Genomic DNA, 18,860 nt, shown 5'->3' with positions numbered 1-18,860 from the left:
CATGTCGGGAATATTATATCACAATTGATAAATGTTCTCAGTTTGTTTCTTGAAAACGTTTAGACAGTTTCTCGACATGTGCGTTCATAATATCCTGTAAGTCTAAATCATATTTTTGAGAAAGAATAATGAAATTAGCAAGTACATCCCCAAGTTCTTCTTTTAATTCCATCTTTAGTTCTTCTACTTGCTTTGTTTGTTCATCTGGGCGATCGCGTCCAATTTCAATCGCGCGTACAACGCGTGAAACTTCGCCTACTTCTTCTGTTAAGAAATTTAGGCGAATAAAAGAGTTATATTGTGACCAGCTTCGTTTTTCATAAAATTCCTCTACCCATCTTTGAAATTCGACCATATTCACTTCTTTTCCATCCCTTCAATATGTTGTACAATATTCATTGTATCATAACAATATATAGTTTCGGGGTGTAGGTATGAGAAAGATTTGTGTGTTCGCAGGTTCTAATTTAGGAGAGAGACCTGAATTTAGGGAACAAGCAATTAAGCTTGGCGAACTGCTTGTTCAAAATGATTGTGAATTAGTATACGGCGGTTCATGTGTTGGTTTGATGGGGGAAGTAGCAAATGAAGTGTTACGTTTAGGCGGATGTGTCACAGGTGTTATGCCTCGTGGTTTATTTCGCGGAGAGATTGTTCATGAAGGATTAACGGAATTAATTGAAGTGGAAACGATGCATGAGCGCAAAGCAAAAATGGGAGAGCTTGCAGATGCATTTATTGCACTGCCAGGTGGCTATGGAACATTTGAAGAGCTATTTGAGGTTGTATGTTGGTCACAGATTGGTATTCATGACAAGCCAGTTGGATTATTGAATATTAAAGATTTTTACGGTCCAATCTTGCAAATGGTTAACCGTGCAGCAGAAGAAGGGTTTATGAATCCATCGAATAAAGAGCTGATTGTTTCGGCGGATAATGCAGAAGAATTATTGCTCCACATGAAAAATTATAAGAGACCTGTTATGGGGAATAAGTGGAAGCAGTTATCATAATAAGATGAATAAAAAAGAGGCATTCCGTTCATTTCGGAATGCCTTTAGATTTATCTCTCATAGATTTTTTATATAAGTACCAGCCACTCCAACCACCAAGTATCGCGATACAGATAAGAAAAGGATAGCTTTCTACATCTAAGTTTATGCCTAAAATATTGGCTATCATGAAAGTAATTCCAACAGCTAATGAAGCGAAAAACACTCGGATCAAATAGTCTTTCAACTGAACCACTCCCGTCATTTGATGGTGATATTACCTAAATGATGAACTTGGAAAAGTATTGTTTAGACGTAACTATTAGAATGTTATTTGTTATATTTTAACATAAATATGGTTAGGATATATCGATATAATAATAAATCCCCTCAAGTGAATTGAGGGGATTTTATCCAATCAGAGCTAAACGAGCCACCTCTGCTTTTAATAGTATCCAGCTCCAGCGGCTAGAATAGTGGGTCGTTTCACTCCTTCATCTGAGGCAAAAAGCGCCTCTGAATCAGGAGTTCCAACGCCCTCCTATTCTGACCGAGCCGCTTGCGCTTTTAATAGTATCCAGCTCCAGCGGCTAGAATAGTGGGTCGTTTCACTCCTTCATCTGAGGCAAAAAGCGCCTCTGAATCAGGAGTTCCAACGCCCTCCTATTCTGACCGAGCCACCTCTGCTTTTAATAGTATCCAGCTCCAGCGGCTAGAATAGTGGGTCGTTTCACTCCTTCATCTGAGGCAAAAAGCGCCTCTGAATCAGGAGTTCCAACGCCCTCCTATTCTGACCGAGCCGCTTGCGCTTTTAATGGTATCCAGCTCCGCCTCCTAGCCCTTCGCGTCTAAGAACCTTCCGCACGAGAAAGTAAAGAACACTTTCTGTGCGGAAGAACCTTATCCGTCAGGGCTAAACAGTCGGCTCCGCTTTTAATATATTACTGATTCAAGAATGCACGTAGCATCCAAGCGTGCTTTTCTAGTTCTGTGTAGATACCAAGTAGTAAGTCAGATGTCATTTCGTCGTCAGCGCCCTGGGCGATTTCCATACCTTTTTTCAGTTCGCCTAGCATCATTTCGTAGTCTTTCATAATTGCTTCGACCATCCCTTCTGCAGTTTCTCCGTAAACCGCTTCTTGAATAGAAGATAGTTCTAAGTATTCTTTCATTGTTGCTACTGGTTTACCGCCGATTGCTAAAATACGTTCTGCAATTTCATCAATGTGTTCAGCTGCTTCTGTATAAAATTGTTCAAATTTCTCATGTAGTGTAAAAAATTGGGGCCCTTTTACATACCAATGGAAGTTGTGTAGTTTTGTGAATAATACATTCCAGTCTGCTACCTGTTTGTTTAATACTTCGATTACTTGTGTGTTCATATGATCAATCTCCCTTTGAGTTATTATATTATATCTTTTACTAATTTATAATTATTATAATCTAGTAATTTGTATAAATCAACCCTTTCCAAACATTATTTTTGAACATTTTTTGAAACGAGATGTCATGTTACATTGCAATATATGTTTATTTTTTATCGCATTGTGGCATATGTATAGGAAAAGGGAATTTAGAAAGGAGAATGGAGGTTAATGGAACTCCAACTTCAAAACGTATATCAGCAAGCTGGAAATTGGTATGTGCTGGACTCAGAGTTTCCGTGGGATATTCAGCGGGTGAAAAATGATATATTTGCACTTATTGAGAAACGCGAAATTCCAGTTATTTTTTGTGATACGTGTGATACAAATAATGTGCTTGTAAACTTAGGAGAAGAGGAAGAAGAATTCTTATTTCCTTTAAGCGGTTTTTATCATAAAGAAAGACAAATGATTTTTATTTGTATGTGGGAACAATATGAACAAGTGCTCAAAACATTACTACATGAATTCAGGCATTCCATGCAACATGAGAAAAATGTATTATACATTGGAAAAGAAGCGTACGAAGCTCGTTGGATTGAAAAGGATGCCCGAGCATTTGCAGAGCGTAAAATGAATGAATATATGAGAAGAAAATTAGGTTAAGGCATAGTGATGGGATGATTACTATGCTTTTGTTTATTGCTTACTAAAATAAAGTTATTGACAATTTTAAAGTTTAGTTCTAAACTAAAGACATCAAGCAAGCGAGGTGATGGAATGAAAACAGAAGAAAGACTTGGGTTATTGTTATGGTTTCGTTTGTCACGCTTTTATAATAGGAGTGTCCGAGAGACAAATCAGCATTTGAAAAAATGGGGTTTATCTGCTGCTCAGTTTGATGTGCTAGCACAAATTGGAGGACAAGATCGATTAACACAGCAAGAGCTTGGGAAAAAGCTATTTGTTACAAAAGGGAACATCACGCAACTTATAAATAAAATGGAACAGCTCGGTTTTGTGAAAAGAGAGCAAGAAGGTACTGCGAAATATCTTTCGTTAACAGAAGAGGGAAAAGCTTTATATGAAGAGGTTGTTCCAACGCAGGAGACGTTTCAAGCAAAACAATTTTGTAAGCTGAATCGCAATGAGCAAAAACAATTATTAGAATTACTTCGAAAGTTATAATAAAAAATTTTAAATAAATATCTCAAATTCGAGATAATATGAGGTGAAGGATATGTTTAAAAAAGTTGATCATAAAAATATGGGAAGAGCAAATCACGGTTGGTTAAATACACATTTTCATTTTTCATTCGCAGATTATTACAATCGAGATAATATGAACTTCGGGGCGCTTCGCGTGATTAATGATGATTTAGTAGCAGCACAAACAGGATTTGATATGCATCCGCACCGTGATATGGAGATTGTTTCTTACGTTGTAGATGGAGCATTAACACATCAAGATAGCATGGGGAACCGCGGCACAATTGAGCGTGGACATGTACAATATATGAGCGCTGGTACAGGTGTTTTTCATAGTGAACATAATTTAGGAAATGAGACATTACGTCTATTACAAATTTGGATTTTACCAGACCGCGTAGGACACACACCAAACTACGGTGAGTTCAAGTTTGATTGGAATAAACGTGAAAATAATTGGTTCCATATGGTATCTCCAATTGATGGTGGTGCAGCAATTGAGATTCATCAAGATACAAATTTATATTCACTTTCTTTAGAAGCAGGAAAAGAAATTAATTTCCCTGTTAGCGAAGGTCGTCAAGTTTATCTTGTGCAAATTGAAGGAAGTGGTGTTATAAATGGTGAGACACTTGTAATGCGTGATGCAGCAGAAGTAGTTGAAGAAGATATTCGTATTCAAGCAAAAGAGCAATCGCATTATATAGCGATTGAGATGAAAAAACAATAAAGAATGAAGGAAAAGGGAGTGTTTAACAAGATACTCCCTTTTTTGGGATAAATTGCAAGAAAACTGTTTCTCAATATTTTTTTTGAAGGAAATATATATTTTTTTTCGAAATGTATAAAAGTGTTAAAAAAATTTTTGGGGAATGGGGAGTGTTAGATTGAAAAAGCAAGTCGTTTCATCAGCATTAGCTTTATCCGTTATCGTTGGAGGTTTTGGAGCATTTGGAGCAACAAAAACACAAGCGGAAGAACAGCAAATTCAATATCACCAAGAATTTAAAACACCAGCTTACATAGGTGAGGAATGGAAAGCGCCAGAAGGATTAGATAAAAAAGAAACAGTATTTCAATATTTAGAGAGCAAGAAGGATATGTTTAAATTAGCAGGAAATATTGACAAACATTTTAATATTGTCGGGGAAGAAAAGGATGCTGAATCAGGTACAACACATGTAAAGTTAGTTGAGAAACATAATAATGTTCCTGTATATGGATCTGATCAAACAGTTACACTTGATAAAGACAATAATGTAAAAGCGTTCTTCGGGCAAGTTATCCCGAATTTAGAAGATAAAAATATTCCAGCTACAGCTAGCATTACTGATGAGCAAGCGGTAGATGTTGCGAAAGCCGATATTGAGAAAGAAATTGGCAAAGTGGATAAATATGATGGTATTAAAAAAGATTTATATGTGTATGAAAAGGATGGGCAATATTACCTTTCATACCTTGTAAAAGCATCTGTTTCAAAACCAGCTCCAGGTTACTGGCATTACTTTGTTGATGCAACGAATGGAAATGTGATTGAGAAATATAATGCAATCGATCATATTACTGGTTTTGGATATGGCGTTCTAGGAAACAAGCAATCATTTGAAATTGCTCAAGATGAAAAAACGGGAGCATTTAACTTGTTTGATGGAAAACGAGGAAATGGTGTTCATACGTTTGATGCACAAAATATGGATGAGAACTGGTTTAATATTTTCTCACAATGGTTTGGATATACAGGTGAAGAAGTAGAAAGTAAATCAAAGTTTTTTGAAGATAAAGCGGCTGTTGACGCACATGTAAATGCAGGAAAAGTATATGATTATTATAAAAAGACATTTAACCGTAATTCTTTCGATAATAAAGGTGCAAGGCTGATTTCTACTGTTCACGTAGGAGAGAGTTGGAATAATGCTGCGTGGAACGGTGTGCAAATGATGTATGGTGATGGAGATGGAAAAACATTTATTCCATTATCTGCAGGCTTAGATGTTATTGGACATGAGTTAACACATGCTGTAACAGAGCATACGGCGAACCTTGTTTATAAAAATGAGCCAGGTGCATTAAATGAATCGTTATCTGATATTATGGGTGTAATGGTCGAGAAGAAAAGCTGGCAGTTAGGTGCTGACATTTATACACCTGGTATCGAAGGTGATGCACTTCGTTCTCTAAGTGATCCAGCATCTATTCCGAATCCATTAAAACCTGGTGAAGGTTACCCAGATCATTACAGCAAGCGCTACACTGGTCCATATGATAATGGCGGCGTTCATATTAACAGTAGTATTAACAATAAAGCTGCATATTTAGTGTCTGAAGGTGGCACTCATTATGGTGTGAAAGTAAATGGCGTGGGCCGCGTAGCGACAGAAAAAATTTACTACCGAGCTCTTACAAAATATTTAACAGCAAACTCTAACTTTAAAATGATGCGCCAAGCTGCACTTCAATCGGCAGAAGATTTATATGGTAAAAACTCTAAAGAAGTACAAGCTGTAACGAAGGCTTATGATGCAGTTGGTGTAAAATAGCAAAATAGTATGTGTATCGTTCTTTAATGGATAAGCTACCTTATTTCCCCTGTAAAAGCTACAGGGGATTTTTTTATATTGCGTTTTACGAGGGATAAAAACTAAGAAGGATGTTTAAATAGAAAACATCCTTCTTAGCTTGTTATGTTTATGTGATGTTAATCGCGAATACCTAGCGCAATTTTTGCCATACGTGACATACGCTCTTTTGACCAAGGTGGATTCCAAACGACATTAACCTCTATTTCATTTACTTCAGGTACATTTGTTGATAATACTTTTTTGACATCCGACACGATTTGTCCGGCCATTGGGCAACCGATAGAAGTCATCGTCATTGTAATAACAGCATTATTATTTTCATCCGCTGTCACATCATATACTAAACCAAGATTGATAATATCTACACCTAATTCAGGATCGATAACAGCCTCTAAATTGGCATATAACTTCTCTTCGAATTCTTGCGACATGTACAACACTCCTAATATTAATGATATCCATTCTCATTATAAAGGAAATAAAATAAAGATGCAGTGAAATAGCTCACAGTGTTTTTTTAGAATCTTCCCTATACTGATTATAAGTATGTAGGAAGGAGCAAGATTGAAAATGAACTATGATAAAAATCCTTTTATTGTGATATAGGAAGTTACACGAGCTTGCGAATTAAAATGCTTGCATTGTCGAGCTGAAGCGCAGTATAGGAGAGATCCGAGAGAATTAACTTTTCTTGAGGGACAGAAATTAATTGATGAAATATATGAAATGAATCAGCCGATGCTAGTCTTTTCAGGCGGGGATCCGCTTATGAGAGAAGATATTTATAAGCTAGCAGATTATGCAGTGCAAAAAGGATTACGTGTTTCGATGACGCCTAGTGCGACTCCGAATGTGACGAAAAAGGCCATTCAAAAGGCAAAGGAAGTTGGACTTGCACGCTGGGCCTTTAGTGTGGATGGTGCTACAGCTGAGACACACGATCGTTTTCGCTGCACGGCAGGATCTTTTCAGCTTACGATGGATGCGATTCAATATTTAAATGAATTACAGATTCCTGTGCAAATTAATACAACCATTTCTAAGTACAATATTCATGAAGTAGAGGAGATGGCAACACTTGTTGAACAATTAGGTGGTGTGCTATGGAGCGTATTTTTCCTTGTTCCAACTGGAAGAGGAAATATAGATGATATGATTTCGCCGGTAGAAAATGAACTTGTATTTCATAAATTATATAAAATAGGGGAAAAGGCTTCATTTGATATAAAGACAACGGCTGCTCAGCATTACCGGCGCGTTGTGATGCAGCAAAAAAATAATCGGGAAATTCGTTATGAAGATGCACTGCAAAATGGTTTAACTGGAAAAATTGATGGTTTAGGACGAGCACCCAAAGGAGTTAATGATGGGAATGGTTTTGTGTTTATTTCACACATTGGCGATGTATATCCTAGTGGATTATTACCGATTCAAGCTGGGAACGTGAGAGAGCAGCGTTTACGGGATATTTATCGTGATTCTCCAATTTTTCAAGCTTTACGTGATCCAGATAGCTATAAAGGGAAGTGCGGGAAGTGTGAATACCGCTATATATGTGGTGGTTCGCGCTCTAGAGCGTATGCAATAACGGGTGATTATTTAGAAAGTGAGCCATATTGTGTATATGTACCGAAAGTTTTACGAAGAAAAATATGAAAATCCTATTGTGTTTTAAAAAAACATCATGTATACTTCTAATTAGTTGATAACGATTATCAATATCAACGAAACATTACTCTTCGTTATGTTGGTCATACCCCTTTTGACTGCGTAAGTCAGAGACAAAATGTTGAAATACCTTGTGTCCTATTCTACAGAATTATGGTAATCTCCAACCTCAACTTATATGCGTTAAGCATGCAAAAAGGATCCTATCCGTGAAAGGATCCTTTTTGCATTATTTTGTAGCAATTAATGTGTACAAACCAGGGATGCGTTCTTCAATTCCTTCTGGGGCTGAAGAAGGAAAGACCCATCGTTGGTGCGGACCATGCTCTTCAGTAAACTTTTCAATGTGCAGGTTCGCTCCGGCAACTTCTGTAATAATTTCTCCTAACGTCCAGCGACGAATTAGTGTTTTGGGTAGTGTTTCTTGCTTCGTTTTATCAAGTAGGCTGCTATAAGCAACAGTATCCTCAATAATTTCTTCAAAAAAATAATCTCCGTTTGCCTTAAATTTTGGATCGTCTGTTGCTAATAATTTTGTATAAAGGGGATGATAGTCACGAAGTATAAAAGTACCGCCATTTTTTAGTAGTCCCGAGATAAGCTGAAAAAGTGGCTTGAGATCTAAAAAGTAATGAAGTACACCTAATTCCAGCAACACAACATCGAATGATTGAGAAGGTGTTATTTCTAATACATCTGAAACGATATATTCAATAGATACTCCCGCGGCATCTGCTAGTTCAGTTGCATATTTTGCGTTGCTTTCAGAAATATCTACAACGGTTACGTCAGCGCCTAATAATGCGAATGCCACAGCTTTATTTCCTTTTGAGCCGAGTAAATTGATGATCCGTTTCCCTTGGAGATTCTGTATGTAAGGTAAGTAGTAGGCTACTTCACGAGCAGGATTTTGCATTAGTTTCTTTGCGTATTCCTGTGGAGTACCGTGCCGATTCGTCCACGCTTCATAAGCAGCTGCACTCCAGCCTTTTTTATTGGCGGTGCTTAATTGTTGTTGATTCAATGAAATCACTCCCTTTTCTGAACATATAAATATTCGGAAGGGATTTTATATTTCCTTTTTTTGAATAAAAGTTTGATTTTTCTGTATTTTAGTCGTAAAATACGTGTTATATATGAAAAGCGTTGAAAAGGAAAAGTAGAGTGAAACCATTCTTTCCAGAGAGCTTCGGAAGCTGAGAAGAAGCAAGAATGTTCATTTGAACAATGGCCTTTGAGCTTCGTCCTGAACTTATCAAATGGTAATAGTAGGCGGCGACGAGAGTTGGTTCTCGTTATCAAAATCACAGTATAAGAGCATATGATTGCTCCGTACTTGACGAGGTCAGTTATGTGAATAGCTGGCGAAATAAGGTGGTACCGCGACTGTTTATACAGCCCCGCCCTTATCTTTTTAAAAGATAGGGGCGGGGCTTTTTTATATTTAAAAGGAGGAATGTAAGGTGAGTATTTTTATTGGAGGAGCTTGGCCATATGCGAATGGATCTTTACATCTTGGGCATGTTGCGTCCTTGTTATCAGGGGACATTTTAGCGCGTTATTATAGAGCAAAAGGAGAGCGCGTTCTTTACGTATCAGGAAGCGATTGTAATGGAACACCGATTGCCATTCGGGCAAAACAAGAAGGGGTTACTGCAAAAGAAATTGCTGATTATTATCATGAAGAGTTTGAGCGATGTTTTCAGCAGCTTGGTTTTACGTATGATTGTTATACGCGTACAGATGCACAGCACCATCATGAAACAGTACAAAAGATTTTCTTACGTTTATTAGAAGAAGGCTTTATTTATAAAAAGGTAGTGGAACAAGCATACTGCGAAACGTGTGCACAATTTTTACCAGATCGATATGTAGAGGGAGTTTGTCCACATTGTCATGAACCGGCGCGCGGAGATCAATGTGATGCTTGCTCGGCCATTTTAGATCCACTTGATTTATTAGAAAAGAAGTGTAAGCTATGTGGAAATACGCCAGTAGTTAAGGAAACAGAGCATTTCTATTTTGCATTGCATAAATTTCAAGAACAGATGAAAGATGTAGTAACAGCTGCAAAACAAAAAGGAACATGGCGTGATAATGCCATTCAATTAACGGAGCGTTACTTACAAGAAGGATTACAGGACAGGGCTGTATCACGTGATTTACCAATTGGAGTACCAATTCCAGTGAAGGGATATGAGGATAAGAAAATTTACGTGTGGATTGAAGCTGTTTCAGGTTATTATTCAGCAAGTAAACGATGGTCTGAAGAAACAGGCGAAGATGACGGGGAGTTCTGGAGTAGTAATGCGAAGACATATTATGTGCACGGTAAGGACAATATCCCGTTCCATTCTATTATTTGGCCAGCTGTATTATTTGGAATCGGAGAAAAGGCAATTCCTCGTCATATTGTATCCAATGAATATTTAACGGTCGAGAAACGGAAGTTATCAACAAGTAAAAACTGGGCTGTATGGGTACCTGATATATTAGAGCGGTATGATTCAGATTCGATTCGGTATTTCTTAACGATTAATGCACCAGAAAATCGTGATACAGATTTTTCTTGGCGAGAATTTATTTATAGTCACAACAGTGAGCTTCTAGGTGCATATGGGAATTTTGTGAACCGTACACTGAAATTCATTGAGAAGTATTATGACGGTGTAGTACCGAATAGAAAAATAAATGTAGAGCTGAAAGCAAGAATAGAAGAATTATATCAGAAAGTAGGAGATGCAATTGAACAGGCTCATTTTAAAGTAGCGCTGGAAACAATATTTGAAACGGTGCGCTTTGCAAATAAATATTTTGATGAGCGAGCGCCTTGGAAACAAAGGGAGGAAGACCCTATTGCTTGTGAAGATACAATTTCTCATTGTGTATATTTCATTGTGAATTTTGCGCAGTTACTTGAGCCGTTTTTACCATTTTCTAGTGAAAGAGTGCGGGATATATTATCAATTACAAGTGTGAACTGGAAATGCGAAAATACATTGCCAGAGCGAATCAGTCATGTGCAGCCATTGTTTGAGCGAATTGATATAAAGCAAATTGAAACAGAGATAGAAAAGCTATATGGAGCATTAAAGTAAGAAGAGCACATGATGTGCTCTTTTTTTAGGCGCTTTGTTCCACGTTCCGTCTCTTTTCTCTTCGTGCTGTAAGAATTTGCGGTGTAAAAATACCAATCAATATAAAAATGATGCCGAGCCATTGCAATAGCGATACGACTTCATGAACAAGTGTAATAGAAGCGATGATTGCTGTTGGTAGTTCAGCAGCACCTAAAATCGTTCCAAGTCCTGTTCCTACTTTTGGGACACCGATTGAGAAGCAAATAACTGGTACAATAACACCGAAAAATCCAAGGAAGAAAGCATATTTCCATAATCCATCCTGCAAGGCACCGTCTGTTAAGAAGGTTGGAGGAAAGATTAGGCAAACAATCAGTGTAGCACTTGTTGTCATAAGGAAGCTTTTTGTATACGGTGGTACAGTTGTAGCAACGCGTCCACTAGCAAAGATATAAAAAGAAAAAGAGACAGCGGCTAATAGTCCAAAGATAATGCCTTTTGTAGAGAAGTTTTGTCCGAGCCCTTCAAACACGCCACCTGCAAATAATGTTCCGGCAAATAAAATGAGAATCGAGATTACCTTTTCGCGGCTTGGTAACGTTTTGTTAGCGATGGCTTCAATGACAACCCCAATCCATGTAAATTGAAAAAGTAAAACAACGGCGATAGAAGCGGGTAATTCTTCTACAGAAATTGCGTAGAAAATTCCGGTCATGCTCATTGTTGTTCCGACAGCTAATAAAGAAAATGTTTGTTTTTTCGAGATGTTATGACGAGAGAAGAATAGAACAAGTAATAAAAGCCCAATCCAGCCAAATACATATTGTCCACCTAATAGCTCATGCGCAGAAAAACCATTCATAAAGCCGAGTTTGAAAATTGTCGAAAGTACGCCATAGCTGCAGGCGCCAAATAAAACTAATAATGAAAACTTAAATTTCTCCATAAAAATCCTCCTTTATAAATAAAAAACGCCCGCTGTCCAATAAAGGACAACGGGCGAACGAAACAGAGTAAAAACTCTACAAAATTCCGCCATTCACAAAAGGGTGTGAGTTTGGGTATAGAATAATTAAAAACTGATAGATCCTTTTCTGCGCCATGCCAAGTGAACCAAAAAAAGAAAAAGAGAGCAGGTTACAGTTTGTTCTTCATAGTCGCGACTTATACGCTTGAAAATCAAAGTAGGTCTGATTGTAGTTTATAGCAATCCCTTTTACATTTTCAATATAAAATACATGTAATGTTTTTCACAAGTCTTTGTGCTTCTTTAGAAGTTACGTGTATTCCATAAAATAAGTAGCTTTATAGAATTATCGGTGAGGAAAATGACGAAAAACGTTATTTTTTCATACATAATGAAGAAAAAATGAAAAAAACGAAAATATATAATAGTTATTAGGGAATTTTGCATGAATATAGTTTATTTTAGTAGTTTCCTTACAAAAATGTAAGCTAAATGTAAGCTATTGTGATAGTTATTTCGACAATTTTTTTATACAATAATAATAACAGTTCGTACGTGATGGTGGATGCTGTAGATAAGAGCGAAAAGGAGAGATCGACATGGAATGGATTCATGAGTTATTTCAGCAATACGGTTATTGTGTAGTACTTTTTGGCTTGCTATTAGAGTATATTGCCCTTCCGTTTCCTGGAGAGCCAACACTAGCATACGCAGGGTTCTTGGCGCAAAAAGGAGATTTGCACTTACCTATTTTAATTATTTTGTCATTTATTGGTACAAGTGTTGGGATGACAATTCAGTACTTTTTAGGAAATAAACTGGGTATGCCTTTTGTACAGAAATATGGGAAGTATGTGTTTTTAACACAAAGAAAAATTGATTTAACAAGAATGTGGTTTGATAAATATGGATATTTCCTTATCTTTATCGGATTCTTTATTCCAGGCGTACGTCACTTTACAGGATACTTTGCAGGGATTATTAATTTGCCGTTCCGTCGCTTTGCAATGACGATTTACGCTGGTGCACTATTCTGGGTATCTTTCTTCTTAATTGGTGGTTATTGGTTAGGTGGAAACTTACATGATATTTTTGGATTGCTTGAACAGCACATTGGAAAAATTATCTTCGGAGTCATTGTTATTGTAGCGGTTACGTTAGGCGTTCGTTTCCGTAAACAATTAAAACGCGTATTTGTACAAAGTGTAAATTAATATGGAATCCATTCTATGTCAAAAATTGGAAGAAAAGTGCGAGCGAGCACTTTTCTTTTTTATTGAAATCCAGCTCCATCCCCTCACATTCTGAGCGAGCCGCTTATGCTTTTTATCCTAAAATCCCCGCCTCAAGATTCAGAGAGAAATAAGGAAGCTAGGTGGGGGTAGTTCAATGTATGTTCCATTTTGCTTTTATTTTACCTGTAAGGTTTTCACCGGTAACTACAATATAATAGGTTCCTGTTTTTGTTGCTGCGAGTTGATAAGTATCTGCATTTATTTCGGAAACAGGTACGTTTTTGTTAAATTCACTAGCAAAGTGGAGACCATGACCATAGCTATTATTTCCCCCAACTAAAAATTGAACATTCATTTCAATAATTGCTCCCTCTTTAGCATAAATAGGGATTTTATGTTCCCCATTAAAATAGGAGAAGGTTGCTTCAAATTCATTTTCTGTCGTGTGTTCCACCCATTGTTCTTTCTTTGTAAAATCGATTGCTGCAATTGTAATAAATAAAATGGGAATGAGAATAGGGATGCTATATCGAAACCATTTTGCTTTTTGAGCGATATATGTGCATAAGTAAAAGAAAAGAGCACATATTGCTCCAATTGAACCTGCAATGAAATAGATGATAAATGGATCGCTACTAAACAATGGAAAAGGAAGAAAAAATAGATAACCAAAAATGATATACAGTAATGCTTTTTTTGTAATGTTTGTTTGTTTTAGAGCGAGTTTATCAATAATGAATGAGCACAAAATAGCATAGCAAAAGAGAACATAGAACCAAGGATTATACAGTAACGCAGATAATAACGTTGAGAGTTTATAGAAATCAAAGTTATCTTGCATAAAGAAAAAAAGCATGAAAGAAAAAGAAAGAAAACAGGCTGCACAAAGTTTGATGAGAAGATCAGAAAAAATCTTTTTTTTATCCATAGTTCACCTCGCATATTATGTGTTTTAAATATATTAGATAGAACTTTTTAATATGAATGCATAATTATTTTTGATACATATCAATGTCAAAATGGAAATTATAATTGATAAAAAAGAGGCCGGAAGTGGTCATATCCCCGTCAAGTAGACAATAATAAAAAGAGTTTTATGCCACGGCCTTTTCCCGATATTCTATCGGGGAAAGGCCGTGAAGTTTTTCTTGGAATCGCTCTTGATTGTAAAATGTGATATATTCTTGGATTGCTCGATAAGCTGTTTCATATGTTTTTGGACGCACTAAATACAACTTCTCTGTTTTTAAATGAGAGAAGAACGATTCAATACATGCATTGTTAAAACAGTTCCCTCGTCTAGAATGACTTCCTTTTATCTTTAATCGTTCTAACTGTTTTGCGTAACTTTTTGATGTATATTGAAATCCTTGATCAGAATGTAGAAGGGTTTTAGTAGTACGCTTGATTCCTTCTAACTGTTCTAATGTAGATAGTACAAGCGCTAAATCGTTTCGATGTGATAACTTCCATGCCACGATTTCATTGTTATACAAATCTAAGACAGCTGACAAATAAGCAAATTCTTCTCCAATTCTTATGTATGTAATATCTGTTACTAATTTTACATGTCTCTTATCCGCATAAAATTCTCGATTCAGATGGTTTTGAAACACAATCGATGCTTTCCTTCCGTAAAAAGGACGTTTTTTCCGAATCATAGAACGGATTCCTAATTCATGCATCAAACGTCTAACGCGTTTGTGATTCATATACATTCCTTCACGAATCAAAGCGCGGGTCATACGTTTGTATCCATAATACGGGTGTTTCCGATGGATAGATAAAATATGCTCTTTATGCCATGTATCTTTTTGACGGCGCAACGCTACATGGGAGCGGTTTTTTCGCCATTTGTAGTAGCCAGCTTTCGATACCTCGGCAATTTGTAATAACCAACGAAGAGGATATAATGTGCGTAGTCTATCGATAATCGAAAAACGTTCTTTCTTTAAGACCATTCCTTCCCGTGTAGATTTGGATTGCGCTTTTTTAAATATTCCACCTGTGCTTTCAAATAAGCATTTTCTTCTTCTATACTATTAAAATGCTTTCGCTTCCATATGCCACGTTGATCTTCAAACGATTGTCCTTTTTCGTAACGTTTCACCCATTCAACAATTTGAGCGTCACTTTTAATTCCTAACTGTGCTCGAATGAATTGTAATGTTTTTCCTTCCTCTAATCGAAGTCGAACGGCTTCTTGTTTTACTTCTTCTGTATATGTTTGAAATGATTGTCCTTTTTTCGCCATAAAAAAATCCCCTCCAGATAAACAGTATTGAGTCCATCATACCAGATGGACTCTTTTTTACTGTCTACCTAAATGGGATAATACCAAAGATTTATCTTCCAGCCTCTTTTTATTAAGAATTGCTCTCGATTCCTCGGCTACTCTCTTCTTCAGCATCTTGTAATAGGTTAAATACATCTGCCAAGCAAAAGGCGATAAACCAAGTCCAAAGACCGTGGAAGACAGCTGAGCTTAATTGAAGTGGTAATGTATAGTTTGTCATTGAGTAGGAAATACATCCTCCAACGATTCCGATCATTGTTAATAGCATTGTTTTTTGTGCATTTTCTTCTGGATTAAAGAGGAATAAAATGTATCCGCCTAATATTGAAGCGCTTACAGCGGATTCGATTCCATTAAAAATGATATGTTCTCCAAGCTGAATGTTTGTCCAGAAGCAAATCATGCCTCCAATGATAGCAAACAGGACAGCTACCATGTACCGTATATGCTGATTCATATGTTCATCTCCTTATGTAATAAGATGATTTGGAAGTCAAAAAGGTAGGTATAGTAAGTAAATAGAAGTTAATTTTAATTGTGTGAATCTTTTTAGTAAAAGATTAATAGAAGAATAACTAAGATGGTTGTCTTTTTTTTACGGTGTGACAATTATAACTGAAATATACCTGACTTCTCATTTCTTTTTTTGTAAGTCTCACTGTATTATAACATATTTAGCTTAATAATAATAGAATTATCTGATTTTGTAATAAGTGTAAAATAATTTTAAGAAATAAAGTATATGGATTAATATTCCATTTCGTTGTACAATTAATTTAATTGAATTTTTAGTTAATTTAAAAGGGAGGGCATTAGATGGGGACACAAAAGCAGCATATCATAGTTACACCTACGAAAAGTATAGGGATTTCTTTAGTATTAACGTTTTTGTTTGGTTCTTTTGGAATGTTGTATTCAACAATTATTGGTGCAATTATTATGATTATTATTGAGTTAATTGTTGGTATTGTAACATTTGGTATAGGGCTTTTTGTTACACATTTTATTTGTATGGTTTGGGGAGCAATTGCCGCTCATAATTACAATCAAAGATTATTGAGTGGAACGAATACTTATACATCATAATTTAGCTGGCATAAGTAATTGATATGAACGAACATGCCGGCCATTGGTAATGAGGTAAAAAAAGACGCAAGGAATTGTAATTCCTTGCGTCTTTTTATATTCGTTTGAAACGTCCAACGATTTCAACGGTTTCTGTAATATTCATAAACGCATGATTGTCTACATGACGAATGATACGCTTTATTTCTCCTAATTCGTAACGAGTTACGACAGTATAAATCATTTTTTTCTTATGGTTGGTATAGCCACCGACAGCGTCTACCATTGTTACACCACGTATGCCGTGATGCAGTAGTGCGCTTTTAATTTCCTCGCCTTTTTCTGTAATTGTCATTATCGTTAATTTAATGTGTTTTGTATGCACAGCATCGATTACCTTGCTGGCAACAAAACGGCTAATTAACGTGTACAGTGTAATGTCCCATCCGAAAATAAAGCCAGCGACAACAAGTAAGGCTAGGTTGAAGCCAAAAATAATGGCACCAATTGAAATGTCTTTATATTTCGCTACAATCAATCCAACAACATCAAAACCACCAGTGGATGATGCAAATCGGAATATAATTCCGGATGCTGCACCACAGATAACACCACCAAATACAGATGAAAGTAAAATGTCATTCGAAACTTGATGTACTGGGATAATGTTCATGGCTGCAGATGATACTGCCACGAAGTAAGCTGTTAAGAAAGTTGTTTTCTTCCCTAAGTAAAAATGACTTAGAACAAGTAGTGGGATGTTTAATAAAAAGATAAGTGCACCGATATTATAATGCATTAAATAACCGATAATCATCCCCACACCAGCGAAACCACCGCTAATCATATTATGCGGGATAAAAAACATATTCATTGAAATAGCATACAAAATGGAAGCTATAAAAATAACAATCAACTGTATTACAAATTCTAAATGAAATGTTCTAGCTGCTGGGAAGGATAAAAAGGCGGTGTCGGGAACGTAATCGGTGTCTCCTAATTGACCCATAGTATGTTTCATCTCCATATTCATTTTTGATTACAAGAAGAGAATAATGCTTTTTTCAAAAACTGGCAATAGTTTTATGGTAATGAAAAAATGTTTTAAATTTATGAAAATTCTAACCTAATTGGTGGTATATGTGGTTATAAGAAAAGAAGTGAATACAATGGAATTTTGTATCATATTTTGAAAAGAAAAGGAAATAGAGAACATCCAAAGAATGTGCTAAAATGAGCTTATTAAGGATGTGAAGCGATGGAATTTTTATTGCAAGATGCAATTCTATATATATCTTTTGTAACGACAGCGCTTTGTTTATTAGAAGTCTTTTTTCTCACTAATGTTTCTCGTTTTGTACGTCAACAAACATCAAGTGGTAGACAAAAAGCGTTTGCACTAGTTGATACATGTGAAGATAGTCTCAATAATGTTCCACTCTTTTCTATTTTCTATAAATATGGAATGGTTCGTTCGGTTCGTAGACAAGAATCGAGCGGAGAGAGTGACGAGGTCGGTCCGTATACACCAATGTTTCGCTAAATAATTACGAAACATTGGAGGAATGAACATGTTAAAATCATACCGAGCTGTGCTCGTTAGTTTATCATTATTATTTGTTTTTGTTTTATCTGGTTGTAGTAATAGCGGTCCAATTGATGCAAATAGTGCAGGGCTTTGGGACCATTATTTTGTTTATCCAATCTCATTTATGCTTCAATTTGTTGCTCATCATGTGCCTAGCGGAAGCTTTGGTATTGCAATCATTATCATTACGCTTGTGGTTCGTTCAGCGATGATTCCATTAGCTGTTTCGCAATATCGCAGTCAAATGAAAATGAAAAAAATGCAGCCTGAATTGCAGAAGCTAAAGAAAAAGCACGGTGATGTAAGCAAAGATATTGAAAAACAAAAACAGTATCAAAAAGAAATGTCAGAACTAATGAAAGCAGGCGGTTGGAACCCACTCGCTGGGTGCTGGCCAATCTTTATACAAATGCCAATTTTCTCAGCATTGTATTATGCGATTAGCCGGACTGAAGAGATTCGTACATCTTCATTTTTATGGGTAAACTTAGGACATGCAGATCCGTATCATATTTTACCGATTATCGCAGCGTTAACCACGTTTATTCAAATGAAAATTATGCAGTCAAATATAGCAGCAGGAGAGCAGGTTTCAATGCTTAAAATGCAGCAAGTTATGATGCCAGCAATGATCTTATTTATGGGATTTGCTGCACCATCAGGACTTGTCTTGTATTGGATTACAGGTAATCTATTTACAATGACACAAATGATTGTACTCAGAAAAGTGATGGAACGTGAAGAAGGACAACTACAAAATGCATAGAAGGAAGCCACTCATTTAGGAGTGGCTTTTTTGTGCTACTGAAGTTTGCTA

At 36.4% G+C, this 18,860-nt stretch carries 19 protein-coding genes, 2 pseudogenes and 1 other annotated feature; of the genes and pseudogenes, 11 read left to right on the top strand and 10 right to left on the bottom strand.

What is annotated here, in order from left to right:
* Nucleotides 1–37: 37 nt before the first annotated feature.
* On the bottom strand, nt 38–361 hold the full coding sequence (locus QRY57_RS24865) for a MazG-like family protein (protein ID WP_286016373.1): 324 nt from the start codon (nt 359–361) through the stop codon (nt 38–40).
* A 73-nt stretch (nt 362–434) separates the two neighbouring features.
* Between QRY57_RS24865 and QRY57_RS24860 the strand changes: the two genes are divergently transcribed.
* The gene (locus QRY57_RS24860; RefSeq protein ID WP_286016372.1) at nt 435–1,013 is read left to right on the top strand and encodes an LOG family protein; all 579 of its coding nucleotides are present in this window, start codon (nt 435–437) and stop codon (nt 1,011–1,013) included.
* Between the two features lie 28 nt (nt 1,014–1,041).
* Here QRY57_RS24860 and QRY57_RS24855 read toward each other — a convergent pair whose 3' ends face one another.
* Both QRY57_RS24855 and QRY57_RS24850 read right to left on the bottom strand, forming a co-directional pair.
* Nucleotides 1,042–1,257 (bottom strand): hypothetical protein, encoded by a 216-nt coding sequence (locus tag QRY57_RS24855; RefSeq protein ID WP_090694906.1) that lies wholly within the window; start codon nt 1,255–1,257, stop codon nt 1,042–1,044.
* A 676-nt stretch (nt 1,258–1,933) separates the two neighbouring features.
* On the bottom strand, nt 1,934–2,374 hold the full coding sequence (locus tag QRY57_RS24850; protein ID WP_026594129.1) for a Dps family protein: 441 nt from the start codon (nt 2,372–2,374) through the stop codon (nt 1,934–1,936).
* A gap of 213 nt (nt 2,375–2,587) precedes the next feature.
* Here QRY57_RS24850 and QRY57_RS24845 point away from each other — a divergent pair, with 213 nt between their 5' ends.
* The 4 genes from QRY57_RS24845 to QRY57_RS24830 all read left to right on the top strand — a co-directional run bounded on the left by QRY57_RS24845 (nt 2,588) and on the right by QRY57_RS24830 (nt 6,102).
* On the top strand, nt 2,588–3,022 hold the full coding sequence (locus QRY57_RS24845; protein WP_286016371.1) for a DUF3920 family protein: 435 nt from the start codon (nt 2,588–2,590) through the stop codon (nt 3,020–3,022).
* Between the two features lie 114 nt (nt 3,023–3,136).
* Complete coding sequence (locus tag QRY57_RS24840; protein WP_286016370.1) at nt 3,137–3,544, top strand: MarR family winged helix-turn-helix transcriptional regulator; 408 nt, start codon at nt 3,137–3,139, stop codon at nt 3,542–3,544.
* A gap of 52 nt (nt 3,545–3,596) precedes the next feature.
* Nucleotides 3,597–4,295, top strand: coding sequence for a pirin family protein (locus tag QRY57_RS24835; RefSeq protein WP_090694914.1), 699 nt, complete (start codon nt 3,597–3,599; stop codon nt 4,293–4,295).
* Nucleotides 4,296–4,452: 157 nt separating this feature from the next.
* Complete coding sequence (locus tag QRY57_RS24830) at nt 4,453–6,102, top strand: M4 family metallopeptidase (RefSeq protein WP_139265615.1); 1,650 nt, start codon at nt 4,453–4,455, stop codon at nt 6,100–6,102.
* Between the two features lie 158 nt (nt 6,103–6,260).
* On the opposite strand, the gene QRY57_RS24825 is transcribed toward QRY57_RS24830, so the two are convergent.
* Nucleotides 6,261–6,575, bottom strand: a complete 315-nt coding sequence (locus QRY57_RS24825) for a metal-sulfur cluster assembly factor (RefSeq protein ID WP_000076465.1) — start codon at nt 6,573–6,575, stop codon at nt 6,261–6,263.
* A gap of 139 nt (nt 6,576–6,714) precedes the next feature.
* Here QRY57_RS24825 and QRY57_RS24820 point away from each other — a divergent pair.
* A pseudogene (locus tag QRY57_RS24820) lies at nt 6,715–7,800 on the top strand (TIGR04053 family radical SAM/SPASM domain-containing protein).
* 215 nt (nt 7,801–8,015) lie between these two features.
* On the opposite strand, the pseudogene QRY57_RS24815 reads toward QRY57_RS24820, so the two are convergent.
* Nucleotides 8,016–8,836 (bottom strand): annotated as a pseudogene (locus tag QRY57_RS24815) (class I SAM-dependent methyltransferase).
* A 113-nt stretch (nt 8,837–8,949) separates the two neighbouring features.
* Nucleotides 8,950–9,223: a binding site (T-box leader), on the top strand.
* A 52-nt stretch (nt 9,224–9,275) separates the two neighbouring features.
* On the opposite strand from QRY57_RS24815, the gene metG reads away from it, so the two are divergent.
* A complete protein-coding gene (gene metG / locus QRY57_RS24810) occupies nt 9,276–10,910 on the top strand; it encodes a methionine--tRNA ligase (RefSeq protein WP_286016369.1) in 1,635 nt (544 codons plus the stop codon).
* A 25-nt stretch (nt 10,911–10,935) separates the two neighbouring features.
* On the opposite strand, the gene QRY57_RS24805 is transcribed toward metG, so the two are convergent.
* Nucleotides 10,936–11,838, bottom strand: a complete 903-nt coding sequence (locus tag QRY57_RS24805; protein ID WP_286016368.1) for an EamA family transporter — start codon at nt 11,836–11,838, stop codon at nt 10,936–10,938.
* Nucleotides 11,839–12,458: 620 nt separating this feature from the next.
* Between QRY57_RS24805 and QRY57_RS24800 the strand changes: the two genes are divergently transcribed.
* Nucleotides 12,459–13,073 (top strand): DedA family protein, encoded by a 615-nt coding sequence (locus QRY57_RS24800; protein ID WP_026594137.1) that lies wholly within the window; start codon nt 12,459–12,461, stop codon nt 13,071–13,073.
* A gap of 172 nt (nt 13,074–13,245) precedes the next feature.
* On the opposite strand, the gene QRY57_RS24795 is transcribed toward QRY57_RS24800, so the two are convergent.
* The 3 genes from QRY57_RS24795 to QRY57_RS24785 form a co-directional block, all read right to left on the bottom strand.
* A complete protein-coding gene (locus tag QRY57_RS24795; RefSeq protein WP_286016367.1) occupies nt 13,246–14,022 on the bottom strand; it encodes a hypothetical protein in 777 nt (258 codons plus the stop codon).
* 166 nt (nt 14,023–14,188) lie between these two features.
* A protein-coding gene (locus QRY57_RS24790) for an IS3 family transposase (protein WP_286016366.1) occupies nt 14,189–15,348 on the bottom strand; the annotation gives its coding sequence in 2 pieces (ribosomal slippage) (nt 14,189–15,090 and nt 15,090–15,348; 1,161 coding nt in all).
* 112 nt (nt 15,349–15,460) lie between these two features.
* A complete protein-coding gene (locus QRY57_RS24785; RefSeq protein WP_090694934.1) occupies nt 15,461–15,847 on the bottom strand; it encodes a DUF3938 domain-containing protein in 387 nt (128 codons plus the stop codon).
* A 359-nt stretch (nt 15,848–16,206) separates the two neighbouring features.
* On the opposite strand from QRY57_RS24785, the gene QRY57_RS24780 reads away from it, so the two are divergent.
* On the top strand, nt 16,207–16,476 hold the full coding sequence (locus QRY57_RS24780; protein WP_026594140.1) for a hypothetical protein: 270 nt from the start codon (nt 16,207–16,209) through the stop codon (nt 16,474–16,476).
* 94 nt (nt 16,477–16,570) lie between these two features.
* Here the strand turns inward: QRY57_RS24780 and QRY57_RS24775 are convergent, their stop codons facing one another.
* Complete coding sequence (locus QRY57_RS24775; RefSeq protein ID WP_026594141.1) at nt 16,571–17,464, bottom strand: YitT family protein; 894 nt, start codon at nt 17,462–17,464, stop codon at nt 16,571–16,573.
* Between the two features lie 249 nt (nt 17,465–17,713).
* On the opposite strand from QRY57_RS24775, the gene QRY57_RS24770 reads away from it, so the two are divergent.
* The gene (locus tag QRY57_RS24770; protein ID WP_026594142.1) at nt 17,714–17,998 is read left to right on the top strand and encodes a hypothetical protein; all 285 of its coding nucleotides are present in this window, start codon (nt 17,714–17,716) and stop codon (nt 17,996–17,998) included.
* A gap of 28 nt (nt 17,999–18,026) precedes the next feature.
* Nucleotides 18,027–18,809 carry a membrane protein insertase YidC gene (locus tag QRY57_RS24765; RefSeq protein ID WP_026594143.1) on the top strand — a complete coding sequence of 261 codons (783 nt, stop codon included), beginning with the start codon at nt 18,027–18,029 and terminating at the stop codon, nt 18,807–18,809.
* The last annotated feature ends 51 nt before the right edge of the window (nt 18,810–18,860 follow it).

This window comes from Bacillus arachidis, assembly GCF_030285945.1.
GTDB classification, from domain to species: domain Bacteria; phylum Bacillota; class Bacilli; order Bacillales; family Bacillaceae_G; genus Bacillus_A; species Bacillus_A arachidis.
Note: the sequence above shows the minus strand (reverse complement) of the source record. Positions and strands in the feature narration are given on the sequence as shown.